Origin of the sequence: Luteibacter sp., from assembly GCF_035539195.1 — a bacterium.
GTDB lineage: Bacteria > Pseudomonadota > Gammaproteobacteria > Xanthomonadales > Rhodanobacteraceae > Luteibacter.
In genome coordinates, this window is sequence record NZ_DATLIW010000006.1 from 45464 (window position 1) to 70110 (window position 24647).

24 protein-coding genes and 1 other RNA gene are annotated in these 24647 nt (G+C 63.1%); 8 read left to right on the plus strand and 17 right to left on the minus strand.

All coding sequences use genetic code 11. The features are described from left to right. Positions 1–4: 4 nt before the first annotated feature. The 5 genes from dapB to hrcA form a co-directional block, all read right to left on the minus strand. Positions 5–799 carry a 4-hydroxy-tetrahydrodipicolinate reductase gene (gene dapB, locus VM621_RS01535; RefSeq protein WP_325467227.1) on the minus strand — a complete coding sequence of 265 codons (795 nt, stop codon included), beginning with the start codon at positions 797–799 and terminating at the stop codon, positions 5–7. A gap of 380 nt (positions 800–1179) precedes the next feature. After that, entirely contained in the window at positions 1180–2310 is a 1131-nt protein-coding gene (dnaJ, locus tag VM621_RS01540) for a molecular chaperone DnaJ (protein WP_325467228.1), read from the minus strand. A gap of 130 nt (positions 2311–2440) precedes the next feature. Then, positions 2441–4366 carry a molecular chaperone DnaK gene (gene dnaK, locus VM621_RS01545; RefSeq protein WP_325467229.1) on the minus strand — a complete coding sequence of 642 codons (1926 nt, stop codon included), beginning with the start codon at positions 4364–4366 and terminating at the stop codon, positions 2441–2443. A 97-nt stretch (positions 4367–4463) separates the two neighbouring features. Then, entirely contained in the window at positions 4464–5000 is a 537-nt protein-coding gene (grpE, locus tag VM621_RS01550) for a nucleotide exchange factor GrpE (protein ID WP_325467230.1), read from the minus strand. An 87-nt stretch (positions 5001–5087) separates the two neighbouring features. Beyond that, on the minus strand, positions 5088–6149 hold the full coding sequence (hrcA, locus tag VM621_RS01555) for a heat-inducible transcriptional repressor HrcA (protein ID WP_325467231.1): 1062 nt from the start codon (positions 6147–6149) through the stop codon (positions 5088–5090). A gap of 131 nt (positions 6150–6280) precedes the next feature. Between hrcA and recN the strand changes: the two genes are divergently transcribed. Then, on the plus strand, positions 6281–7951 hold the full coding sequence (gene recN, locus VM621_RS01560; RefSeq protein WP_325467232.1) for a DNA repair protein RecN: 1671 nt from the start codon (positions 6281–6283) through the stop codon (positions 7949–7951). Positions 7952–7974: 23 nt separating this feature from the next. On the opposite strand, the gene VM621_RS01565 is transcribed toward recN, so the two are convergent. After that, positions 7975–8604 (minus strand): response regulator transcription factor, encoded by a 630-nt coding sequence (locus VM621_RS01565; protein WP_325467233.1) that lies wholly within the window; start codon positions 8602–8604, stop codon positions 7975–7977. Between the two features lie 87 nt (positions 8605–8691). Between VM621_RS01565 and VM621_RS01570 the strand changes: the two genes are divergently transcribed. After that, positions 8692–10311 carry an MASE1 domain-containing sensor histidine kinase gene (locus VM621_RS01570; protein WP_325467234.1) on the plus strand — a complete coding sequence of 540 codons (1620 nt, stop codon included), beginning with the start codon at positions 8692–8694 and terminating at the stop codon, positions 10309–10311. Positions 10312–10708: 397 nt separating this feature from the next. Here VM621_RS01570 and fur read toward each other — a convergent pair whose 3' ends face one another. Further along, entirely contained in the window at positions 10709–11122 is a 414-nt protein-coding gene (gene fur, locus VM621_RS01575) for a ferric iron uptake transcriptional regulator (RefSeq protein WP_046965876.1), read from the minus strand. A gap of 72 nt (positions 11123–11194) precedes the next feature. Between fur and VM621_RS01580 the strand changes: the two genes are divergently transcribed. Continuing rightward, on the plus strand, positions 11195–11665 hold the full coding sequence (locus VM621_RS01580) for an outer membrane protein assembly factor BamE (protein ID WP_325467235.1): 471 nt from the start codon (positions 11195–11197) through the stop codon (positions 11663–11665). A gap of 8 nt (positions 11666–11673) precedes the next feature. Here VM621_RS01580 and VM621_RS01585 read toward each other — a convergent pair whose 3' ends face one another. After that, positions 11674–11952: an RnfH family protein gene (locus tag VM621_RS01585; protein ID WP_325467236.1), complete on the minus strand. Its 279-nt coding sequence runs from the start codon at positions 11950–11952 to the stop codon at positions 11674–11676. Further along, a complete protein-coding gene (locus tag VM621_RS01590; RefSeq protein ID WP_325467237.1) occupies positions 11945–12373 on the minus strand; it encodes a type II toxin-antitoxin system RatA family toxin in 429 nt (142 codons plus the stop codon). Before VM621_RS01590 ends, VM621_RS01585 begins: the two co-directional genes overlap by 8 nt. An 80-nt stretch (positions 12374–12453) precedes the next feature. Between VM621_RS01590 and smpB the strand changes: the two genes are divergently transcribed. Both smpB and ssrA read left to right on the plus strand, forming a co-directional pair. Beyond that, entirely contained in the window at positions 12454–12954 is a 501-nt protein-coding gene (gene smpB / locus VM621_RS01595) for an SsrA-binding protein SmpB (RefSeq protein WP_325467238.1), read from the plus strand. Between the two features lie 82 nt (positions 12955–13036). Next, positions 13037–13431, plus strand: a transfer-messenger RNA (tmRNA) gene (gene ssrA, locus VM621_RS01600). 273 nt (positions 13432–13704) lie between these two features. Here ssrA and VM621_RS01605 read toward each other — a convergent pair. The 5 genes from VM621_RS01605 to trhA form a co-directional block, all read right to left on the minus strand. After that, positions 13705–14232, minus strand: coding sequence for a hypothetical protein (locus VM621_RS01605; protein ID WP_325467239.1), 528 nt, complete (start codon positions 14230–14232; stop codon positions 13705–13707). 339 nt (positions 14233–14571) lie between these two features. After that, a complete protein-coding gene (locus VM621_RS01610; protein ID WP_325467240.1) occupies positions 14572–15057 on the minus strand; it encodes a hypothetical protein in 486 nt (161 codons plus the stop codon). A 20-nt stretch (positions 15058–15077) separates the two neighbouring features. Next, a complete protein-coding gene (locus VM621_RS01615; protein ID WP_325467241.1) occupies positions 15078–15977 on the minus strand; it encodes an RHS repeat-associated core domain-containing protein in 900 nt (299 codons plus the stop codon). Positions 15978–16649: 672 nt separating this feature from the next. After that, positions 16650–17075: a hypothetical protein gene (locus tag VM621_RS01620; RefSeq protein WP_325467242.1), complete on the minus strand. Its 426-nt coding sequence runs from the start codon at positions 17073–17075 to the stop codon at positions 16650–16652. A 501-nt stretch (positions 17076–17576) separates the two neighbouring features. Next, positions 17577–18254 (minus strand): PAQR family membrane homeostasis protein TrhA, encoded by a 678-nt coding sequence (gene trhA, locus VM621_RS01625; protein ID WP_325467243.1) that lies wholly within the window; start codon positions 18252–18254, stop codon positions 17577–17579. Positions 18255–18393: 139 nt separating this feature from the next. Here trhA and VM621_RS01630 point away from each other — a divergent pair, with 139 nt between their 5' ends. Continuing rightward, on the plus strand, positions 18394–20445 hold the full coding sequence (locus tag VM621_RS01630) for a hypothetical protein (protein WP_325467244.1): 2052 nt from the start codon (positions 18394–18396) through the stop codon (positions 20443–20445). A gap of 566 nt (positions 20446–21011) precedes the next feature. Beyond that, on the plus strand, positions 21012–21188 hold the full coding sequence (locus VM621_RS01635; protein ID WP_325467245.1) for a hypothetical protein: 177 nt from the start codon (positions 21012–21014) through the stop codon (positions 21186–21188). On the opposite strand, the gene VM621_RS01640 is transcribed toward VM621_RS01635, so the two are convergent. From VM621_RS01640 to VM621_RS01650, 3 genes are all read right to left on the minus strand, one after another. Continuing rightward, positions 21185–22108 carry an MASE1 domain-containing protein gene (locus tag VM621_RS01640; protein ID WP_325467246.1) on the minus strand — a complete coding sequence of 308 codons (924 nt, stop codon included), beginning with the start codon at positions 22106–22108 and terminating at the stop codon, positions 21185–21187. The two genes, VM621_RS01635 and VM621_RS01640, sit on opposite strands and share 4 nt — an antisense overlap. A gap of 123 nt (positions 22109–22231) precedes the next feature. Then, positions 22232–23746, minus strand: coding sequence for a DHA2 family efflux MFS transporter permease subunit (locus VM621_RS01645; protein ID WP_325467247.1), 1515 nt, complete (start codon positions 23744–23746; stop codon positions 22232–22234). Next, a complete protein-coding gene (locus VM621_RS01650; RefSeq protein WP_325467248.1) occupies positions 23743–24186 on the minus strand; it encodes a MarR family transcriptional regulator in 444 nt (147 codons plus the stop codon). Before VM621_RS01650 ends, VM621_RS01645 begins: the two co-directional genes overlap by 4 nt. A 162-nt stretch (positions 24187–24348) precedes the next feature. Here VM621_RS01650 and VM621_RS01655 point away from each other — a divergent pair, with 162 nt between their 5' ends. Continuing rightward, positions 24349–24630, plus strand: a complete 282-nt coding sequence (locus tag VM621_RS01655) for a hypothetical protein (protein WP_325467249.1) — start codon at positions 24349–24351, stop codon at positions 24628–24630. Positions 24631–24647 lie beyond the last annotated feature (17 nt).

A 24647-nucleotide genomic window follows, 5' to 3' on the forward strand; every position in this document is an offset into this window, starting at 1 on the left:
AGCCTCACATCTTGCTGGTGATGACGTCTTCGATGGTCCACAAGCCCGGTGCCCGCCCGGCCATCCAGTTCGCCGCTTCCAGTGCCCCGCGCGCGAAGATCGAGCGATCCGTCGCCCGATGCGCCAGTTCGATCCGCTCGCCCTGCCCCATCAGCAACGCCTGGTGCTCGCCGACGATGTCCCCGCCACGGACCACGGCGAAACCGATCGTGCCGCCCTTGCGCGCGCCGGGACGGCCTTCGCGCGAATACACGGCAAGCTCCTCCAGGGTGGCCCCCCGTCCCGCCGCAGCGGCGTGACCCAGTGCCAGGGCCGTTCCGGAGGGCGCATCTTCCTTGCGTCCATGGTGCGCCTCGACGATGTCGAGATCCCAGCCCGGCAACGCCGCCGCGGCTTCGCGGAGCAGGCGTGTGAGCACAGCCACGCCGAGGCTGAAGTTGGCAGCGCGCAGCAAGGCGATGCGCTCGGCGGCCTTACTGAGCCGTTCTTCCAGGGCAGGCTCCAGACCGGTGGTGCCGGTGACGAGCGACGCGCCCGAGGCTTCGCAGTAATCGAGCGCGGCAACGAGCCCCTCCGGGCCGCTGAAGTCGATCACGACATCGATATCGCCAGCGTCGGTCCAGTCGGTGAAACGCAGCGCGGACACGTCGCCGAACGCCGCCTTGCCCAGGCGCGGCGAAGACGACGAGACGATGGCCCTGACCAGCTCGAAACGTTCGTCATCGCGCACGAGACCGAGCAGAGCGGTGCCCATGCGGCCGGAGGCGCCGCTGATGGCGAGACGGGCGGGGCGGGTCATAGGCGATGCCTTCGGAATGGGGAAGGCAATGCTAGTCGATGATTGCGGAAAGAGCATCGCCGATGAATCGGCTCCCACAAGGAGCGAGCCACTGGGAGCCACGGGGAGCAAGGGAAGCCATGGCAATGGGAGCAGGAGCAGGAGCAGGAGCCATGAGAGCCATGAGAGCCATGAGAGCCATGGGGAGCAATGTGGGAGCCGCTTCAGCGGCGATGCTCTTAATCGGCAGGAGCCGCTTCAGCGGCGATGCTCTTACTCGGCAGGATCAGCTTCAGCGGCGATGCTCTTGCTCGGCAGGAGCCGATCCATCAGCGATGGGACATTCGGCATCTTCGCTCCGCTGGCATTTCGCCGCTGAAGCGGCTCCCACATGCTAGTTATTACGAAGTGACTCGCGACCAGAAATCCTTCACGCCATCGATGAAGGTCGTGGAGCGCGGCGTGTGCTTGGCGGCGTCCTCGCCGACGAAGGTCGCTTCGAGCTGCGTGAGCAGTTCGCGTTGCTCCTTGGTCAGGCGAACCGGGGTCTCGACGACGACAGTACAGATAAGGTCGCCCGTGCGGCCACCGCGAACCGACTTCACGCCACGGCCGCGCATGCGGAACTGGTGGCCGGTTTGCGTTTCCGGCGGCACGCTGACCGGGATCTCACCTTCGAGCGTCGGCACCATAAGCTCGGTACCGAGGGCGGCCTGGGCGAAACGGATCGGCACCTCGCAGTAAAGGTCGCTACCGTCGCGCTGGAAGATGGCGTGCTCGCGCACACGCACTTCCACGTACAGATCGCCCGAGGGTGCACCCGCGGGACCGGCTTCGCCCTGCCCTGTAAGACGAATGCGATCGCCGTTGTCGACGCCGGCGGGAATCCGCACGGACAACGTGCGCTCTTCCTCGAGGCGACCTTCGCCGTGGCACTTCTTGCAGGGCTTGTCGATCTTCTGGCCGGAGCCATGGCAGGTCGGGCACGCCTGCTGGATCGAGAAGATGCCGTTCTGCATGCGCACGCGACCGTGACCGGCGCAGGTGCTGCACTTGGACACCTTGCCGTCTTCCGACCCCGAGCCGTTGCAGTGGTGGCAATTGACCTGGGTCGGCACTTCGATCTTCTTCTCGACGCCGAACACGGCTTCCTCGAGGTCCAGATCCATCATGTAGCGCAGGTCTGCGCCACGACGCGCGCGCTGGCGACCCGCGCCACCGCCGCCGAAGATGTCACCAAAGATGTCGCCGAAGATATCGCCGACGTCGCCGAAACCGGCGCCACCGCCACGACCGAACCCGCCACCTTCGAACGCGGCGTGCCCGTGCTGGTCGTACATCGCGCGCTTCTGCGCGTCGGCCAGCACTTCGTAAGCCTCTTTGGCTTCCTTGAATTTTTCGATCGCTTCCGGATCGTCCGGATTGCGGTCAGGGTGATACTTCATCGCGACGCGACGAAAGGTCTTCTTGAGGTCACCCTCGGTCACGGTGCGTTCCACACCGAGGATTTCGTAGTAGTCGCGCTTGCTCATTACACGTTCGCTTTCCCTGGACGGACGAACGCGCCGGCGGGTTGCCCCTCGGCGCGATCGTTCCGGTTAACCGTCGGTTCCGCACCGCGGGCGTGGAGCCCGCGGCGCGTCGTTACATGCCGAAGACGAATTACTTCTTCTCGTCCTTGACTTCGGTGAACTCGGCGTCGACCACGTCGTCCGGCTGGGCCGAACCACCGCCCGGTGCCGACTGCTGCGCGGTGTCCTGCGCGCCGCCCGACTGCGCCGCGGCGTTGAGCGCCTGGGCGACCTGCTCGAGGTTGGTGATCTTCGACTCGATGGCGTCCTTGTCTTCGCCGGTCAACGCCTTCTCCAGATCCGACACGGCGCTGTCGATACCGGCAAGCTGCTCAGCCGGGATCTTGCCGCCGTGCTCCTTGAGCTGGCTGCGCGTGGCATGAACGAGCTGGTCGCCACGGTTACGCACCTGCACGAGCTCGTGGAACTTCTTGTCGTCTTCGCGGTTCGCTTCCGCGTCGGCGACCATGCGCTGGACTTCCTCGTCCGACAGGCCCGAACCGGCCTTGATCTCGATCTTCTGTTCCTTACCGGTGTCCTTGTCCTTCGCCGACACGTGCAGGATGCCGTTGGCGTCGATGTCGAAGGTCACTTCGATCTGCGGCTGGCCACGCGGGGCCGAACGGATACCGGAGAGGTCGAACTTGCCCAGCGACTTGTTCGCGTTGGCACGCTCGCGCTCGCCCTGCAGCACGTGCACGGTGACCGCGGTCTGGTTGTCGTCGGCGGTGGAGAAGGTCTGCGAGGCCTTGGTCGGCACCGTGGTGTTCTTCTCGATCAGCTTGGTCATCACGCCACCCATCGTCTCGATACCGAGCGACAGCGGAGTGACGTCGAGCAGGAGGACGTCCTTGACGGAACCGCCCAGCACGCCACCCTGGATAGCGGCGCCGACGGCGACGGCTTCATCCGGGTTGACGTCCTTGCGCGGCTCGCGGCCGAAGAAGTCCTTGACCGCTTCCTGCACCTTGGGCATGCGGGTCTGGCCACCGACGAGGATCACTTCGTTGATGTCCGAGATCTTCAGGCCGGCGTCGTTGAGCGCGGTGCGGCACGGGTCGATCGTGCCCTTGACCAGGTCTTCCACCAGCGACTCGAGCTTGGCGCGGGTCAGCTTGATGTTCAGATGCTTCGGACCCGAGGCATCGGCGGTGACGTACGGCAGGTTCACATCGGTCTGGTGGGCCGAAGAGAGCTCGATCTTCGCGCGCTCTGCAGCGTCCTTCAGGCGCTGAAGGGCGAGCTGGTCCTGGCGCAGGTCGATGCCCTGCTCCTTCTTGAACTCTTCGACGAGATAGTCGATGACGCGGTTGTCGAAGTCCTCACCACCGAGGAAGGTGTTGCCGTTGGTCGACAGCACTTCGAACTGCTTCTCGCCGTCGACGTTGGCGATCTCGATGATCGAGACGTCGAACGTGCCGCCGCCCAGGTCGTACACAGCGATCTTGCGGTCGCGTGCATCGGTCTTGTCCAGGCCATAGGCCAGCGCGGCCGCGGTCGGCTCGTTGATGATGCGCTTGACGTCGAGACCGGCGATCTTGCCTGCGTCCTTGGTGGCCTGGCGCTGGCTGTCGTTGAAGTAGGCCGGTACGGTGATGACCGCTTCGGTGACCGCTTCACCGAGGAAGTCCTCGGCGGTCTTCTTCATCTTCATCAGCACCTTCGAAGAGATCTCCTGCGGCGCCATCTTCTTGCCGTCGGCGGTCTGCACCCAAGCGTCGCCGTTATCGTGCGCAACGATGCCGTAGGGGACCAGCTTCAGGTCTTTCTGCACTTCGGCGTCGGTGAACTTGCGACCGATGAGGCGCTTCACCGCGTAGAAGGTGTTCTTGGGGTTGGTCACGCTCTGGCGCTTGGCCGGCGCGCCCACGAGGACTTCGTTGTCCTTGGTGAAAGCCACGATGGACGGCGTGGTGCGATCGCCCTCTGCATTCTCGATGACGCGTGCGGTCGAACCTTCCATCACTGCTACGCAGGAATTGGTCGTACCGAGGTCGATACCGATGATCTTGCCCATAGTCACGTTGCTCCGAATTTCATGCGGCCCCCGCGGCCGCGACTGTTTTGGAAAATGGGGGTAACCCCCATCGATTCAATATCTTTGGTGAAGCTGTTCAGTTGTCGCGCACCACGGCGACGAGCGCCGGACGCAGCAGACGGTCGTTCAGCACGAAGCCCTTCTGGACCACGGCGACGACGGTGTTGGGCGCGTGCTCGTTCGAATCGACCGAGCTGATCGCCTGGTGGTGCTCCGGATTGAACGGCTGGTGCAGCGGATCGACCACCGACAGTCCGTTGGACTGGGTGACCTTCTCCAGCTGCTTCAACGACATATCCAGACCCTCGCGCAGCGTCTTCGCATCCGCGGCCTGGTTGGCAAGACCCAGAGCGATGCCGTCGTATACCGGCAGCAACTCGGCCAGCAACTTCTCGTTGGCGAAGCGGCGGGCCTGGTCGATGTCACGCTGCATGCGGCGGCGCTGGTTCTCGATCTCCGCCTTTTCGCGCAGCACCGTCTCGCGCGCCTGGGCCAGCTCGGTTTCCATCGCGGCCAGCTTGGTGTTCAGGGCCTCGATCTCGGCGTTGACGCCGTTATCGGCCACACCGCCGTCCTGCGCCGGATCCGGCACGTGGGGATCGTTGTTTTGCATTACTTGCTCCAAATGTCAGCGTACCGACCCCTCCGACGGAAGGGTCGAACATTCGCGGGAAATACTAAACCCGCCTCCCGTGGCGGTTTATGAGGTCGCCGCGGCGCGATTCAAGGCGTCGCTGAGCAGTCCGGCGGTGGCTTGCACCACCGGGATCACCCGCTCATATGCCATACGCGTCGGTCCAATAACTCCGATCGCACCCAGCATGCGCCCGTTCGTGCCGTAGGTGGCGGTGACGATGCTGCAACCGTCCAGGGCCGAGAATCCGGACTCCTCGCCGATGAACAGCCGCACGCCAGGGGCCTTGACGCACATTTCCATGAGCTGAAGCAGGTCGCGCTTCTGCTGGAAAGCGTCGAAAAGATCGCGGAGCCGGTCGATATCGGCCAGCTCGGAATAACCCATCAGGTTGGTCTGGCCACTGACCAGCACGTCGTCCGCGTCCTCGTCGGAGCTGAACGAGGCTGTGGCCAGTTCGACCACCCCATCGAGCAGGCGATTGAGTTCGCCACCCGCCTCGCGCAGCTCGATGGCCAGATGCGCACGGATGTCCGCCAGGCGAAAACCGGCGAACTGAGCGTTGAGATAGTTGGCGGCCTGCTCCAGCTCGGCCGATTCGAGTGCCTTGGCGAGTTGGACGACCCGGTTCTGTACCTGGTTATCCGAGAACACCAGGATCACCAGCACCCGCGCATCGGGCAAATTGACGAAATCGATATGCCGCAGCGGAAAGTCGCCCTGGCGCGGCACGGTCACCACACCGGCGAAGTGAGTCATCGCCGAAAGCAGGTGGGACACGTTGCCGAGCAGGTCGCGCGTGGTCGTCTGGTGTGGCGGCAAGCCGCCCTGCAGGCGCGCCATCTCGTCGCGCGGCAGCGGCTTGAGTTCGAGCAGGCTGTCGACGAACAGGCGCAGGCCGCGCGGCGTCGGGATTCGTCCCGCCGAGGTGTGCGGCGAGGCGACCAGTCCGGCCTCTTCGAGGTCGGCCATGATGTTGCGGATGGTCGCCGGGCTGACTTCCAGACCGGACGACTTCGCCAGCGTGCGTGAGCCGACCGGCTCGCCGTCCGACAGGTATTGGGAGATCAGGGTACGCAGCAGCCGGCGCGCGCGTGCATCGATGTCGTGACCGGAAAACGGATTCATGCGCGTGGGCGGGCCGGGGGTTGGTTCGTCGGGCTATCAATAAGGTCTCGACGGCTCCGTTGCAAGTCTCGGCTTCTGCGACGCGCCTGCCGCTACAATCAGCGCGATTCCATCCGCCGCCATCGGTAGCCATGCTCACCTCGCTCTACGTCCGCCAGTTTGCCGTCGTCGAAGAAGCCGAGATCGCCTTTGGGCCCGGGCTCACCGTGGTCAGTGGCGAGACCGGCGCCGGCAAGTCCCTCCTCGTGGACGCCCTCATGCTCCTGGCCGGCGCCCGCGCCGACAGCGGCATGGTCCGCTCCGGCAGCGATCGGGCCGAGCTGGCGGCGGAATTCGATCTCACCGGATTGCCCGAGGCCACCGCCTGGCTGCGCCAGGAAGAACTGGACGACGGCGAGACCTGCCAGCTGCGCCGCGTCATCCGCGTCGAGGGCAGCTCGCGCGGCTGGATCAACGGTCGCCCCGCCAGCCTCGCGCAGATGTCGGCCCTGGCCGCGCTCATCGTCGAAATCCACGGCCAGCACGAACACCAGGCTCTGCTGTCGCGCCAGCACCAGATGGGCCTGCTCGACGCCTACGCCGGCAACGAGGCACTGCAGGCCAGCGTGCGCGACACGGCCAGGTCGTGGCGCGAGGCCGTTGCCCGCATCCGCGCCTTGTCAGGCGGCGACGATCGCGAGCGTCAGATCGAACTGCTCGCCCACGAACTGGAAGAACTGGACCGCTGGGCACTCGCGCCTGCCGCGCTGGAAGAACTCGAAGCCCAGCATCGCCGGCTGGCCAACGCCGGCCGACTGGCCGAAGGCGCCAATGGCGTGGTCGAGATCCTCGACGGCGAAAGCGAGTTCGCCGTCGGCCGCGCCCTGCTGCGCGCCCACGCCGAGCTGTCCCGGCTGGCCGAACTGGACGCCTCCCTGGTGCCCACCCTCGAACTGCTCGACAGCGCGCAGATCCAGGTCGGCGAGGCCGTGGACGGTCTCGGCCGCTACGCGCAGGACGTGGAGCTCGATCCCGAGCGCCTGGCCGAGGTCGATACGCACCTCACCCACCTGCACGACCTCTCGCGCCGTTACCGGCTGCCGATCGAGGAACTGACGGTGAAGGCCGAGGAGATACGCGAGCGCCTGGCCGAACTCGAAGGCGCGGGCGATGCACTGGATCGTCTTGCCCATGAACGCGACCGCCTGCGCAAGGCCTACGACGAAGCGGCCGCCGCCTTGTCGGCCGCGCGTTCCGCCGCCGCCGGCCGCCTCGGCACCTCGGTCGCCGCGCTCATGGGCGAGCTCGGCATGGCCGGCGGTCGCCTGGAAGTCTCGCTGGAACGGGTCGAAGGCGACGAGCCCGATCCGCAGGGTCGCGAGCGTTGCGAACTGCTGGTCAGCGCCAACCCGGGCCAACCGCCCCGCCCGCTGCGTAAGGTCGCCTCGGGTGGCGAACTGGCCCGCATCAGCCTGGCCATCGAGGTCGCCACGCTGGGCAACGACAACATCGGCTGCATGATTTTCGACGAAGTGGACACCGGCATCGGCGGCGCCGTGGCCGAAGTGGTCGGCCAGAAGCTGCGCGCGCTCGGCGAGCGGGTCCAGGTGATGTGCGTCACCCACCTGCCCCAGGTCGCCGCGCAAGGCCATGCGCATCTGCAGGTCGCCAAGGAAAGCGACGGCGAAGCCACCCGCACGCGCATCCACACGCTCGACGCCGCCGGCCGTCGCGACGAACTCTCGCGCATGCTCGGCGGCGTGGAAATCACCAAGGAAACCCGCGCCCACGCGAAGAAGATGCTCGACCGCGCCCAGGGCTGAAGGCCAGGCTCGGGCACGCATCGTCAGGCCCGGATCAAGCCCCGTTCCTGCGCCATCCGGTAGAGGTCGAGTTCCGACCCCGCATTGAGCTTGTTCATCACCGCGGCGCGGTGGATATAGATCGTCTTCTGTCCGATCCCCAGCTCGGCCGCCACCTGCTTCGGCGCCCGCCCCGCCGCCAGCAGCAGGAACACCTCGCGCTCGCGCGCGGTCAGGCGGCTGAAGGGATCGAGGTCCACCGAGGACCGGCCCGAGCGGCGCTCGCGCAAGTCCGAACTCAGGTACTGCTCGCCGGCCAGCACGGCACGCACCGCCACGACCAGTTCCTCGGGTGCCACGCCCTTGGTGACGTAACCGCGGGCACCACGGCGCAGCGCTTCGGACACGTACGGCTCACCGTCGTGCATGCTCAGCACGACGATCTTCATGTTCGGGGAAATGCTGGCCAGATGCTCGATCAGTGGCAAGCCGCTGCCATCGGGCAGCGACAGGTCAACCGCCACCAGGTCAGGGCGGTGCTGGGTGACCGCGTCGACCGCTTCGTCGGCGTTCCTGGCCTCGGCGACGACGTCGAGGTCGGGTTCCAGCTCGATGAGGCGTTTAAAACCCTCACGAACAATGGCGTGGTCATCTACGAGGACGATTCTTGGCATGGACAGAATGTAACAGGCTCGCCCGACGCGTGCGTATGGCGGGGATAAGGCAGCGTCAGTCGAGGTTCGCCGTGTAACATTCGGCGAATGCGACTAAATGCCGTCTCCCGGTTCGCCGGCCCCCTGTTTGCCCTGGTCTACGGCGCCGCCTGGGTCCTGCTGTGGCCGACGGAACAACCTTACTGGGTGCTGCCGTTCGGCCTGCGCTTCGGCGCCCTGCTCCTCATGCGCACGCGCAACTGGTTCTGGATCCTCGGCGCCGAAATCGTCGCCAGCGCATTCTGCGAATGGCGTAGCGGCCTGCCGATCGGCGGCGCCGGCTTCGTGCTGGGCGACGCCCCGGAACCGCTGATGGTCGCCGCGTGCCTGTGGCTATTGCGCCGGGCCCACTTGCACGCCAGCCTCAACACGCCCGAAGACGTCGCCCGCCTGCTGCTGTCGGCCATGGTCACGGCCACCGTCGCCACCGCCGGCAACGCGGCGATGATGGCCTCCCTGCACCCCGCCGCGCCGGTGGAAATGCTCGGCACCACCTTCGGCAGCGACCTGCTCGGCAACTACCTCGGCGTGCTGCTGGTCGTCCCGGTGATGATCCTCATCTTCCGCGAGCGGCCCACCCAGTCGGCGCTGGCGGAGTTGCTGCTCGACGGGCTGCTGGTGATGCTCCCCTCGCTGGCGATCCTGGTGACGCTGGCCGAGTACTCGCCGCAGCCGCAGTTCGCCCGCGTGCTGTCGCTGGCACCGGTGCTGTTCTTCGCCTTCCGGCACGGCTGGCGCGGTGCGGGCCTGGCCATGTTGATCACCAGCGTCGGGCTGAACGTCACCGAGGACATGATCGGCCGCGGCGCGCCGACGGCGGCCGCCCATCTGTTCCTCGCCGTGGCCGGTACGGGCACCCTCATGCTCGGCGCGGCCACCGACGCCCTGCGCCGGAGCAGCGAGCGCGTGGCCCAGCAGAACACCCATCTGGCGGCCGCCAACCAGCGCCTCGACCAGCTCGCCCGCCAGCTGCGGGACGCGGCCCGCGGCAACCTTCAGGCCGAAGAAGACCTGCGCAAGCACATGGCCGCGGAGCTTCACGACGAGCTGGGCCAGAACCTCACCGCCATCCAGACCCATCTGAAGCTCGCCCAGGCCCGGCTGGGCAGCGCCGGCCTCGACGACATCGGCGCCTCGATCAACGGCATCCTCGGCCACATGCGCCGGGCCCTGCACAAGATGCTCGACAGCCTGCGCCCCTCCGTCCTCGACGAGTTCGGCTTGCTCAGGGCGCTCGACGAGGGCCCGGTCCGCGACATGCTGACCGCCGCCGGCATCCATTACGTAACCGACCTGCGGGGCGAGCCGAGGCTGCTCGACGATGAAACCCTTACCGCGATCTACCGCGTCGTGCAGGAAAGTGCGACCAATGTGGTTCGCCATTCCGGGGCGAAGGAACTGAAATTGCGGCTGCGCATCGGACTGCGCGACAGCGGTCCGGTGGCCATCCTCGACATACGTGACGACGGTACCGGCCTGCCCGCCACACCCAGGCCAGTCCGCACAGACGGTGGCGGACGCGGCCTACAGGGAATGAGCGACCGCATCACCGCTCTGGGCGGCATCTTCCGCATCCGTCCCGAGCCAATCGGATTACACCTTCGGGTGTTGCTTCGCAGCACAAGTATCGGAACTCACATAGGAAATTTTCCGATACCGGGCCAGTGAACGGTTCGTTACGATTCCGTCATCGATGTGGGGGAGCCGCCGTCGAGAGACGGTGAGCCCAGGTCGGTCGTGGGGACGATCGACCTGATGAGGCGACAGGATGTCAGCCTCGCCGATGCGAAATGGTGACCCGTGGATCCCGCGAGCAACTCGCGATTCACGAACCATGGAAACATCGGATCAAGCCGCTGGTGGACAGGAGTCCGCCAGCGGCGTTTTTATTTGGGAAAGCCTTTATTTGGGAAAGCCTTTAATTGTGGGAGCCGCTTCAGCGGCGATTGCCAGGCTGCCGTGCCCGTCGCCGGCACAGCCGGCTCCTCCAAAAGCCCTCGCCCACCAAAGAAAAAGGCTCCCATAGGGAGCCTTTTCATGCCTGCCAAGCCGTAAAGACCCCGCCTCAGCGCTTCTTCTTGGGTCGCACGTACAGCACCAGGCTGTGATCTTCGATCACGTACCCATGACGCTCCGCGATTTCATGCTGGAGGCGCTCGATCTCCTCGCTGATGAACTCGATGACCTTCCCGCTGTCCACATCGATCATGTGGTCATGATGCTTGCCGCGGTCCAGCTCGTAGACGGCCTGCCCACCCTCGAAGTTGTGCTTCATGACGATGCCGGCAGCTTCGAACTGGGTCAGCACCCGATACACCGTGGCAAGCCCGATGTCTTCCTGGTGCGCAAGCAGACGCTTGTAGATATCTTCGGCGGTCAGGTGGCGCTCGTCCGCCTCCTCGAAGATCTGCAGGATCCGCATGCGCGGATGTGTGACTTTAAGCCCCGCCTTACGCAGTTCTTTTGTTTCCTGGTCCATTGGGACCCCCTCGCGGTGCCGTCAGGCGCTTAGTGTATCATCGCAGGCTTCACGATCCGGACGTTACTACGCATGCAAAAGCTCATTCGCCGCACGCTGGGTATGGCCATGATGGCGGTCGCCATCGAGGGCTGCAGCCTTCTCTATACCCCCGACGTGCAGCAGGGCAACCTGCTCGACAAGAAAAATGTCGAACAGCTGCAGCCGGGTCTGACCAAGCGCCAGGTCCTGGTGCTGCTGGGCACCCCTTCGGTGGCCTCCCCCTTCGATAACGACCGCTGGGACTACGTCTCCACGTTCTCGCATCGTGGCGGCAAGATGACCACCCGTACGCTCACGCTGACCTTCAATAACGACACCCTGGTCCGTACCGAAGGCGATTTCTTCGCCCAGGACGCCCAGCAGCTGTTGAAGGACTCCAAGAAGTACAAGAACGATCCGGTCAACGGCACCAAGGGTGACAAGAACACCAGCGCCAACGACAAGAAGGATGACGACCAGGGCGGCATCTTCGGCGGCAGCTCGTCGGACGACAAGAAGTAACAGGCCTCTCAGGCGCCGCGCTTGGCGCGGCGCCGCCTGGCCTCCATCGGATCGAGTGTCAGCGGCCGGTACAGCTCCACCCGGTCGCCCTCCTCCAGGACTCGGTCCGCGGCGACTTTCTTCGCGAAAATGCCCAGCCTGTCCGGGTCGGGCATGACTCCCTTGGGTAAACCGCCCGCCGCCAGCTCGACCGCCTGCCAGGCGGTTGTCCCCGACGGAACGACCAGTGCAAGGACGACCTGCCCTTCCGGGCCGACGTAGGCGACCTCGACAGCCAGCTCAGCCATACTGCCGGCGCGCCTCGTCGCAGAAGTCGTCGACCATGCGGTTGGCCAGTTGCTGGAAGCCCATCCTCAGCACCGAACCACCCAGCCCGGCGTAGTCGAAGTCCAGCGCCAGGGCGATCTTGCAGCCCACATCGCCCAACGCCTGGAAGGTGAACACCCCATCCAGCGAGCGAAACGGGCCCTCGACGAATTTCATGGCCAGGCTATTCGGCTTGTCCATCGTGTTACGGGTAGTGAAACTCTGCTTCAGCCCGGCGAACTTGAGATCCAGCCTGGCCACCAGCACGTTGTCTTCCCGCTCGAGCACTTCGGCGGCGTCACACCAGCCGAAGCGCTTTGGGTATGCTTCCACATCGTTGACCAGGTCGAACATCTGCGCGGGCGTGAAAGGCACGATCGCACTGCGGCGGATTTCAATCACTGCTTTGACCTCGTCTCATTTGCCGGCTCACGGACCCGCCGGCCTTGTATCAGGGATCCGATAGACCGATTTTAGCGGACATGGCAAAAGCGAAACCGAAGGACACGGAAAAAGAAGGCGGCGGCACGATCGCGCTGAACAAGCGCGCGCGCCACGAATATCACATCGACCAGCGCTTCGAGTGCGGCATGGCCCTGCAAGGCTGGGAACTGAAGTCCCTGCGCGCGGGCCGGATCAATTTCGGCGAAGGCTGCTACGCGATCATCCAGCACGGTGAGGTCTTCCTCGTCGGCGCCCAGATCCCGCCCCTGATCAGCGCCTCCACCCACGTGATCGCCAACGACCGGCGCACCCGCAAGCTGCTCCTGCACCGCGAGGAGATCGACCGCCTGATCGGCGCCGTCGAGCGCAAGGGCTACACCCTCGTGCCCACCGCGATGTACTGGAAGAACAACAAGGTGAAGTGCGAGATCGGCCTGGCCAAGGGTAAGCAGGACCACGACAAGCGCACCGCGGAGAAAGAACGTGAGTGGGCGGTCGACAAACAACGGGTCATGCGCTCCCACAACAAGTTGGGCTGACCTGAACGGACGGGCGGCGCCCATTGTGGGTGGCCTGCCCCGGCCATATACTGCTAGATGTAGTCACACCACAGTTTTCCCCGGGGGTGTTCTGGTTTCGACGGGGGTAGTGCGATCTACTGGTGCATGCCGAGGGGGTAGCTTTCCTCGTTAAACCAGCTGCAAAACTATAGTTGCCAATGACAACTACTACGGTAATGACGCTTCGGTGGCTCTCGCCGCCTAAAGCGTTCGGCCCCTAAAAAAGGCCCTACCCCCGAACCGATCTTGTGCTCATGCTCGTCGGTGTAGGGTCACTATCATGAGACCGCCGAAAGACTCTCCATCTGTGGGTCTGACGCTAGATCAATCAGATATGTCCGTCGGTGCGCTTCGCACACCGTGCTGCTGGCGGACGAGACTTAACGGTGAGCTAAGCATGTAGATCTGGAGATTAAACGCCTTCGGACGCGGGTTCGACTCCCGCCACCTCCACCAATCGACGCTCGGGCCAAGGCTTAAACCCTTGGCCCGATTGCGTTTTTAGCGCCGCATTTCGATGACCCAAACGACCCTTCGAGGTATCGTTTGAGGTATCGATTTTGCCGAAACCCTATTTTCTTCAGCGCCCGTCCGGCATCTAACGTCAGACCCGCCCAATCGTTCCCTGTTCGCAAAGGAATGACTACGAAAGGGGCAACGCGTCTTTAGTCGTCAAGTTCTGCGGCCCCTCGCCGCGACGGGGCCGCAGAACCTGACGACCACACGGCCCTACCGACCGTCCTTTTTTGCGGATCCCGCCGCGATGCGCTTGGTCTCCTCGTAGACGTCCTTTGCTTCCTTCAACGGCGCGGAGTTGCCACAGCTATCCACGAAGTCCATTTCCGGGGAATGCTGAACGAAAAGAAGATAGGGAACATTGAGGTCCATCGGAAAGCGTGAAGATGTGTTGACCGAGAACAGCCATAACCTCTTCGCCGGCTTACCCTTGATGACTTCCCGTGCCTTCACGATGTAAATCGTATAGCTGGACATGCCATCGTCGTTGTCATCTGGCACGTCATGGCTCTCGATCGCTGTGCCGACCATCACAATGGGTGTCTTGGCGAACTCTTCCGCTACCTTGGGGTTCCCGTCCAGACAGGCCGCTGACGCGCCCCCTCCCCAGAATAAAAGGAGTCCAAATATGGCAACGGATAGACCAGCGCGACGGACAGATGTTGCTGTCATAGAGTGACCTTGACGTCGTCCCACTTTTTCGGCACCGCTGAAAACTGGAGTTAAGGTCGCCTCATCCACAGGCCCACGGGGTCGACAGAAGAAGATGACGGATATTATGGAGGCTCGCTGAATCGACCTTACAAAGTGCGCGCAAGCAAACGCTGCGCAAGATTCCAAACGCTTCATTTCCCTGTCCCCTGTTTGCCCACCGTCGTCGCGCGAGCCGCGTGTGCATTCTGTGATTATCCGGCGTGCCAGGGCATATCTTTCCGGAGCTTGCCGGTACACGACATTTAGCGGCATAAGTGGACCGCTAAAAACAAAGTCAATTTTGCAAACACTCGCCCGCCGCGTGACCGTGTGCATACGACCGTGGCACGTAAGCTGCCTGATGAGTGTCTGCCGAGTTGCAAAAATCTATTTGGTGACCGACTTTATAAAGTCTTCCAGCCTCCCCGGTTCAGGGAAATCGGCTAGCGTGAGCTGTCGCAGGTTTGTACCGGAATCTTGAAGGACTCGATCAAGCTCGTCAGCCACGGTCTGCGTCGCGCCGACGATAGTGACGTCGTGTTCCGCGAGTACTGCGATGGTTTGAGAACCGTTGTACGCAACCCATTCCACCGCGCCCTGAACCGACCAGCCCGGAATGTAGAGAAACGAGTCCCAGTCAAACGAAAACGATACGGGATCCGGCTGAGGCATCTCTGACCCAGCGTAGCCGCAAATCCACCAACAAGAGTCCTCGCTCGCTTCTCGAAGCGCTTCCCAGAGCAGCTTTGGCATGGCGTGCCACTCATACTTATCACGGTCAAGAACTGCGCCTCGCCAGCTTTTTCTGGCGAATCCGTCCTGTGCGCCCTCGTCCTCGACGAAAAAAGATCGTCGAGCCTCGTCAATCTTCATTGGCCTCGGAGAATTCATACTCACGATCCCCCTGGAGCTTCAGATTTTGGCTGAGGTTGAGGTGGCGGTGGCGGCTTCGGAAAACGAACGGTGCCGATGATTTTTCCGCTCGGATCGGTGATCTTGATGCTCGGCGTCCCTTGTGGATACTGACTCTTTGTACTGTTGTGTAAATCAGCGACGCCGCCATCGGACAAGACCTTCACTTTCGCGCTGCCCTTGTCTTCCTCCGTGCCGTCGATTTTGTCCCAAGCCTCCTTCTCCCCTCCGGCCACTCCTTCACGCTCCCCTTTTTTTCCTGCTGTCCCGACCGCGGGACTGGTGCCTTCAAAGATCTTGTCTTTCGCCTCTCCCGACGTCGGTGCTTCATTGAAAACGATAGAGCCCGTGCCTGGTTGCTGACGGTTTACCTGGTCGACGATCATGTAAGTGGCGTAGCCAGCACCCGCTGCCACAATGACCGCGCCGCCTACATAGACGACCTCAGCCGCGCAAGGCGCACACTTACCCGTCGGGTCAGACAAACTGACCGGGTTGTTGTTGACGTATGCGTACCTGTTCCCATCAAACACATTTCCCGCAGTGGGAACAATTGGGTCAACGGACAAGAACCGGCCGATTGCGGGATCGTAGTATCGGGCTTGCATGTAGACAAGCCCGGTGTCCGGATCACCGACGTGGCCGGTATATCCTGGGCCAGCCGCTTGGCTTCCGATGCTGTTCTGACCGAAGGGCCGATAGTCGGCTTGTGAGGTTATGTTGCCCGCGGCGTCGGCAGTTGCGAGTACGGACCCTAGCGAGTCACTGTAGTAATAGGTAACGCTTCTCGATTGCGCGCTTACTGAGCCACTAACGCACACGGCGACTAGTGCGGCCCCTCTCGCCAGAAGTCGAAGTCTGAGAACCAGAGGGTTCATCATTTACCCTTGATGTTTAAAAGTTGATGACCCGAGGTCTCAACGCGATGCACCGAAGTGCTGGTGCGCAGCAAAAGGGCGTATGACTGACTTAATCGGGCAAACGGACGCCATTTGTTACGCCCGGAGACACGACCTCCTGAAACGGGCGCTATGCACATCGCAGCGGCTCGTTGTAAGCCAAGACTCGAGTCCGACGGTGAAAAACACCCTGGCTCTCACTCAGGATGATGATGCATACAAGGGCTTGTCAGTCGCGTCGAGGACTTCATCCACTTCGCGGGTCAAGCAGTAAAACTCCGGCCGACGAAGAGAAATCGCCCTCACGACGCAGCACCTCTCTCCGGATGCTGCCGAGACTTCGCCCAACACCGTATGTCGCGCAGGAAACGAAAAACCCGTCAACTCCGGCGAGCCGACGACCTGACGTTCGTACATTCCGTTGCCCCTTCTTCTGGCGCGCTGCCAGGTCGCAAAAACCTACGCCCCCCACAAGAATGTGTCAACACACTCCATCAAGTCGCACATGATCACTCCGAAAGTCGGAGTGCTCGCCAGTGCGCTCTTCGAATTGCGCCGATATGCGCTGCTGATCGGCCGTCATTTAGACGAGCCCCCCACCAGCCCGAGCATCAATTTGAATCGACGGAATCTGGATGTCGCTAGGAATTCTCTTCAGGATGAATGGCCCGCAGGATCTTCTTTCTTGAACGACAAGGATTTCAGAAGCTGCTGATAGATCTTCCGCACCTTCGGTACCTCGTCGGCCGGCGCCACCATGATGGCTTGGCCGTCCGCAAACACGGTCCGCACGGGGGCGCTGAACGAGACAATCTCGTTCACCATCTCCTGGTGTTCCACCGTTCCTCTGCGCTGCTCTAACCATGCCTGCGTGCCATCCAACTCGACAACGGTCGAACCAGGTGGGCGAGTTGGCTTTTCGTCTTCTTCTACCCGCCATCCGACCAAAATGACGATGCAGCTTGAGTGGGACCCAACCGGGAAGATGTCGAACCCGTGGAAAGGGGCGTCATCTGCGACACCACCCCACCCCGTCTCCCCATTAGGAACGCTGATGACCATGTGATAGTCGTCATTCACCACGCGACCTCGATACGCGACCCCCGTTCCCGGTGACCCCGTAGTGAAGTCCGCGCACGTCCGGACAGATTGATTCTCGCTTCCCCATACCGGCGAGAGCGTGGATGCGACAACGAGCACTGCCAGGGCGTATAGGCGCATGTCTATATCTCAGATCAGAAGCTACTTATACCGATCCATCAGGAAACCAGGGGAGCGCCGATCCTCACCCGCGCAAGATCGGCTTGCTTGGTCGTTGGGGTAGTGGAAAGCCGAGCCGCAACGTTACTGGGCAAAGTTAAAGGAGACAGCGAATGGGTGTCTGTAGGGGAAGTCCTACATTTCCGAATAATACGATGGCTATCGCAAGCGATCAGGCAAGCGGATCGCGTGGATTTTTAGACAACCCGGGCATCCCGAGACAGCGCCGCTCCCTGGGCGACCCTCCCGTCAACTGATCCTCCGGCGGCGCCCGAACTGCATCACGCTTCAATGCCGGGCAGTAGCCGGAATGCACCTGAATCATCCGCGCCCCGCACCCGCCCCCGGCAACACATAAAACAACACAGCGAAGTAATGCAAAACACTTCCCGCCAACACAAACAAATGCCACAGCGAATGGTGAAACGGCAACCGCTTTGCCAGATAGAACGGAACACCCGCCGTATAGGCAACACCGCCCGCCACCAACAGCATCAGGCCGTCCTTCGGCACGTGACCTGCCAGCGGCTGGAACGTGGCGATCGCGCCCCATCCCATGGCGACGTACAGGAACACGGCCGCATGGTGATAACGCCTCAAGATGCCTAGCTCGAGCACCGTGCCGGCGATGGCAAGCAGCCAAATCGCCCCGAACAAGACAAAGCCCCACGTTTCGGGCATCGCGATAAGCGCGAAGGGGGTATAGGTGCCCGCGATCAGCCAGTAGATGCCCACATGGTCGAGCGTCCGAAGAAAGCTCTGGGCGCGGTGATTCTTAAGGGTGTGATAAAGGGTCGAAGCGGTAAAGAGGAAAATCAGTGTCGCCCCATAGAGCGCACTGGCGAACACCGCAAGAGGACCACCATACGAGGTCGCTTTCGCCACCAGGGCGACGAGCCCGGCGACGCTGAGCCCGACGGCCAGCCCATGGACGATGCAACTACCCAACTCGTCGATGCGTGCATAGGGAACAGAAGCGAGGTCCGGGTCCGTAGCCATCTGGGAATCCACTCGAAGGCAAGGGCCCATCGTGCCAGCGTGGTATTGCAGTTGTAGCTTGACAAACCGTCCGCCCCCACTTATTCATTGCCGCCGAGCCTTTACGCTGCAACCAAGCATGGATTAGGGGAAAAGGAAGATGCATCGGTCCGTATGGTTGTACCTCTCTTTAGGCCTTCTTGCGTTATGCCTGAGCACAGGCGCCCTCGCCCAGGATGCGTGCTCGTTTAAATCCGGTGGCGATAAGTCCACCGGACTGACCTTCGGAGCCGGCATAACATCGCCCGGCCTGCCCGCCCGGAGCGCCATTGCGCAATTGAAGGACATCGCCACCGCGAAGGGGTTCGATGTCGACCAGGGTAACGTCCAGGGGTCACAGGGATCGCTGACCATTCATCAGAAAGCGAGCGGAACCGCGCGAGGCTTTCCGCTCTTCATCACGGCCACCGATGCTGGCGCGGTCAATCTCGACGTGACGCTTCCCGCAGGCATGATGGTAAAACCGGACGATATGCGCGGGGCGATATGCGGCATGCTCGCGCAGGTGAAAAACTCCGGTGGCGCCGTCGCGGCCGCCGCACCGGATAGTCACGCCCCGACCGCCAGCGCCCTGCCCAGCGCGGCGATGCTATTCGGGCCGGTGGACTCCACGAAGCTCTGCATGACGAACTTCACGACGGCGCTGAACGACGACGAGGGCAGCGCGTACTCCACGTGGACCATGGCACCCAGCATCGATCCGCACGATGCGATCGCGAGCATGAAGAAGTTCATCGCTGCGATGAAGGACTGGGAGGTTCTTGTTGAGGACTATCACGGCCATCAGGGCGAGTTGACCGTCGCGATGAAGAGTATCGATGCGGTCAGGGATTCGGGCTACAGCTTTAACGGTCCAGATAAACGAGGTTTCCCCTTCCACGTCACGGTGGACGGTGATCTTGCCGCGATTTCCTTCGTGGCCCAGGTAAACCCGGATCAGACGAATATCAACGCCGCTCATATGGAATACCTGGCCTGCGGCCTGCTCGCTGGGGCCACCCACTCCGAGTTGCCGCCGGATCTGTCGAGAACGGGTGCGGGATCGCTTCCCGCTCAATCGTCGTCCCGCCTAGCGAACCTGTTCAAGACCCGCAAGACACTCGTTAAAGAGATAACGCAACAGGCCGCCGACAAACTGAAGGCCAGGCAGGACGCGAGTGCGACGCTGTATCGAAGGGCGCTTGCCTCCGGCAAGGCCGTCGTTGTCATGCCGATGGTGGATATCGGGGAGAAATACAAGAATGCGGGCCTGCCGACACCGGGTACGGACAGCTATCCCGATTACAGCCTGGACCGGAACTCCGCCATCATCTGGCAGAAAGACGGCGATCCAAAGAGCATCCTCAAGGTCGGCTATCCGCAATCCATGGATCGTGTCGGACTGCACGGCTACCTGACAGGCATCGATGCCGGCAAGTCGTATTACATGTTTTACATCGTCGATCCGGGTACGTATTCGCTTGTTGGCAATACCTACAAGTTGCTTCGAACGAACTTTCCGGACATGAGCGCGAAGCAGTGGCAAGCGAAGCCGAAGATCGGCCTCGCCTCACTGACCGCAACGAAGGAGAAGGAGTTCTACCAGACACAGGAATGGTTCGCTGCGCAATATGGTAGTAAGACCGTCTTCGACGGCACCTACTGCGACATGATGATGGTCGGTGGCGCGGGCGGCGGTGGCTGCGCACACATGTCCGAGGCCTCTCACAGCGAAACCGTGACGACCGATCCGGGCGGTTGGCGTAGCATCCTGCACGCAAAAATGGTCGACGGCGTCGCGGTGGCAACCAAGCTCACCCGCCCCTTCGCAAAGGTCAGCGTAGGTGCCGGCGAAGCGGTTGTCGTCGATGGCTTTTATAACGACAGCAATAACACCGCCCTGAACACGGATGGCTGCAATCAGGCCGACTCGAACCTGGTGAACTGCGCAATCAAGACGTTCACGCTGCATCGCATTCCCTCCCGCGTCGGCGACCTCAACGACGGTCCGGGCAACGCCATGGATTCGCTGTATCTGATCAACGATCGCCTGCCTTTCAGCAAGGACATCATCAAGACTCGCCAGCTGAATGTTTTGGCGAGCCCCGCAGATGCCAAGATCGGCACGTTCGAAGCGGGGTGGGCGAAGCCGTACTCCTTGTCAACTCAGTAGCGGCGAGTCTGAGTCACGCAGAAAGAATCGCTTGCCGAGGCGAGGGGTTCTTTCATGTTTGGAGGGAGGGCCTCTGTGGATCGGCGCGGCCGCGCTTGTAGTCACGAGTCTGGTTAGACCAACCGAGCGGGTCATCGGGGAGGTCCGAGAAATGCGAAGCCTCATGCACGCCGTCGTCATATATTTGTCTTCCGCATGGCCGATCGTGTCGACGAAGTAGCCGCGTGAGGCTGCGTGCGTATTGAAGCCACTCGGCGGCCTCGTTCATCAGGTCTTTCTGCGCTCTCGCAACCATCCACGCGCGGACTTCGAAACTTCGGAGCCATACGACGCGAAAGCGTCTCGGTCGAAGGCCTTCGGCGAGGTAGACGCACGGCTACGCGTCCGACCTTACGCGCTTGTAGCCGATCGAACGCTGCACAACTTTCCGTTTGCAAACGACGGATTAGCCAACCTCTTGCCGGAAAAGCGCCCGCCTTGTGTGGTGTACGGCCATGTTCGGCCCGGTATCGTTCTCGTGGGTGATGGCTCGGCCACACCCGTCCTTCCACCTACTGGAGCACGCCATGTACGCACTCGTCCGCCCGACCCTGATCGTTGCCGCCCTGCTTGCCCTCTCCTGCGGTGTCGCCGTGGCCAAGACGACGGCGCACACCGCCGCCGGTGCCAGCACGCAACAGACCCCGCATGCCGTCGACGCCGTACGTTGCAAGAATCCGGCGGAATGCAGCGTTCCGCGTTAAGGCGGGGTCGCCTGCGCACCGCGCCGACCCGCGCGCATGGGAAGTCTTGCGCCGACCATGAGCGCCGCTGAAAGGAACAGTGCCAGGACCACCTGGCACTGGATCATGGCCGGATCGAGCAAGGCCGTGCCGGTAGCCGCCAGGGCGATGCTTGCGCCCATGCCAGCGATCGCCGTGCCGTGCCACCCATGGCGCACCGCCAGGACCAGAACGGGCAACAGCAAGGCCAATCGCGCCGCCTGACGGAGACCATCGTGCTGCGTCGCCAGTGCAAGCCAGGCGAGGCCGAACAAGACCGGGACCACCCACAACACGACGTCGCGAAGCAGTGGGCTGCCCCAGAGGGACGCCCCGGTCGCTTGCACGTCGCCGCCGGCGCGCTCGCGCAAGGCGAGAATCGTCGGCGTAAGCGTCAGGGCACCGAGATAGGCGCCCAACACATAAGCCCAGAAATACGTGGCGACCGAAATATCCGGCCAGGCCTCCGGCGAATGCAGCAACGCCGTCATCAGCGTCACGACCGTCTTTACCGCCGTCAGCACCGCGCAGCCGAGCGTCGCGGCCAGGACCATGCCCATTCTCAGCTGTCCATCCGCCGTATAGAGGCTCCATCGCTGCCGCAGCGGCTGGACCCAGGCCATGCACAGCACGATCATCGGCACCGAGGCGGAGACTGCCCACGCGAGGCCGAACTGCGGCATGCACAGCACCGCGTTTTCAATCATGGGAAGCGCTTCGCCGGCGGCGAGCGCAGGCCAGTAGCGCCGTGGCATGAGCAGGAGGCAGGCCAGGCGAAGGCCGGCCGTGAGTATCCAGTGGGAGAAGGTCACATGGCGTGTGACCTCGTAGCAAGCCGCGTACGCGGCGGCTACCGCAAGGTGCTGGCCCCATGCATTCCATCGCGCGGCGCGTCCGTTCACTGCTTCCCCTGGCGGGTGGTCTGGAGGCCGAAGGATGCCATGAACCTGACCGGCCACGCCGTCCGAAACTGCGGCACTGCCGACAAAGGAGAACACCATGCCGAAAATGCATGGCGTTCATCGTTAGTCCACCAAGGTCGCCGCGGTCGCCTGCTCGGTGTTGTGAACTGCCCGCTTACGTGGCAGGAAGCTCGCCGCGATCAGCCCGAGTACGACCACGCCGAGCGCCCAGACAAAGGTGTGCCCGAAGGCGCGGCCGAGCGCAGGCAGGATTGCCGTGTGCATCGCAGGCGTCATGGTGCGGACAACGGCAAGGCCGGTTTCCTGCACGCCGGTCGAGGGCATCACACTGGCGATCTGGTGCGACAGCACCACCGCCAGCAATGCGGTACCCACGGAGCCGCCGACGCGCTGCACGACATTCATGCCGCTGGTGACACGCGCGATTTCGTGGCGCTGCAAGCTGCTCAGCGCGGCCGTCATCGACGGCATCATCGTCGAACCCATGCCCAGGCCGAGCAGGAACAGCATGCCCTCGACCATCCACATCGGTGTATCGCTCTGAATCTGGGTGAGCCCCACAAGACCGAGCGCCGTCATGGAAAGACCGACCAGCACGATGCGTCCGGGGCCGGTCTTGTCGGTCAGGCGGGCGGCGATCGGCATGGAGATCATCGCACCGATGCCCTGTGCCGCCATCAACAGGCCGGCACTCAACGCGGACTCGTTGCGCACCAGTTGGAAGTAAAGCGGCAGCAAGAGCGCGGTGCCGAAGAAGGCCGTACCGAAGAAAAACGACGTGGAGGCCGCGGCGCCAACGATACGCGTACCGAACAGGCGCACATCGATCAGGGCGCCTTCCTTGCGACGCGCATGCCAGACGAAGCCGATGACCAGGGCAAGACCCAACAGCACGCCGCCCACGGCGTCGGGCCGGCTGAAGCCACCGCCAGCCGCCGTCTCGGCCAGCCCGTAGACGAAGATCGCCAGACCCGGCGAGAGCATCAGCAAGCCGCGCCAGTCGAGCGAGTGATGCGGCTTGGGCTCGTCGCGTTCGAGGAAACGGGACGCCGCGAACAACGCGACCACGCCGATCGGCAGGTTCACGAAGAAGATCCAGCGCCAGGACAGATCGTCGACGAACCAGCCACCGAGGATGGGACCGACGATCGGCGCGACCAACATCGGTATGCCGACCAGTCCCATCACCCGTCCCATGCGTTCACGTCCGGCCGCGTGGGAGAGGATGGTCATGCCGGCGGGCATGATCATCCCGCCGCCGAAACCCTGCAGCACGCGGAAGACGATCAGCGAGGTCGCCGACCAAGCCAGTCCGCATAGCGCGGACCCGATCACGAACAACGCGATGGAGCCGATGTACAGGCGCTTGGTGCCGAAGCGGTCGGCAGCCCATCCGGTCAGCGGGATCACCGTGGCGAGCGCCAGCATGTAGCCGGTGGAGATCCACTGCGTGACCGACAGCGACGTGCCGAACGAGTGCGACAACTCACGAATGGCGACATTGACGATCGTGGTGTCGAGGATCGACATGAAACTGCCGAGGACGACGACGGAAGCGATGCTCAGCAACCGGCGGTCGAGCGTCGGCGACGCGGCGGTCTGGGTGGGGCCATTCATTCGGGCTTTTCCGGAGAGCAGTAGGAGGCGCCGGTGGGGACGGCGAAATGCTTGCGGGTGAGAACGCCGAGGGTGGTCAGCGCACCGGCGAGATCGGCACGCTCCTCTTCCGTGAGCGCCTCGACAAAGCGTTCGGCGGATCGACCGCGAGCGCGGCCGATCTTCTCGAGCGTTTCGCGCCCCGGCTCGGCCAGACCGATGCGCTTGATGCGCCGGTCCGCTTCGTCTTCCCGCCGCGTAAGCAGGCCGACGCGAACCATGCCGTCCACGGCGCGCCCGGCGGCCGGAAGCGACAGGGAAACCATCTCGGCCAGCTCGGTCACGGCGAGGTCGGAGCCAGAGTTATCGAGGATCCACAGCATGCGCAGCTGCGAAAAGGTCAGGTCGAAACCGGCCATGACCGCAGCCACGCCGGCCTGGCTGTCCTTGATGATGGGCATGAGCACGCCCATAAGTTCGGCCGCGAGCGGATGTGTGTCTGGAGGTAGCTTATGCATAGGCGCAATAGTACTCATCTGAGCAATAGTTGCAAGTGCGCAAGTATATAAGCATACGACGCAAGGCTGATGCCGCCTTCGCGGTAGGCCGCCTATGCTCGATCCATGGCCACCATCGACAAAGAAACCATACTCAGCCGCAGCCGCCTGGCGCTGGATGCGTCGGCGATCGGGCATGCCGTGATGGAAGGCGACATGGAGGAAGCGCGCTTTCGCGCCTATCTCCTGCGCAGCCAGGCCTCCGAACTGGGGCTCGAGGACGTCGAGAAAGCGGCGCTGATGGTTGTCGTGATGCTGCCCAGCGACGAGGGCATGCCCAAACGCGGCATTGGCCGGGCCATGTCGCGGCTTTGCGACACCCTCGACATCCGGCGTTGGGCACCGTAGCCAGCCCGCATCCGCAG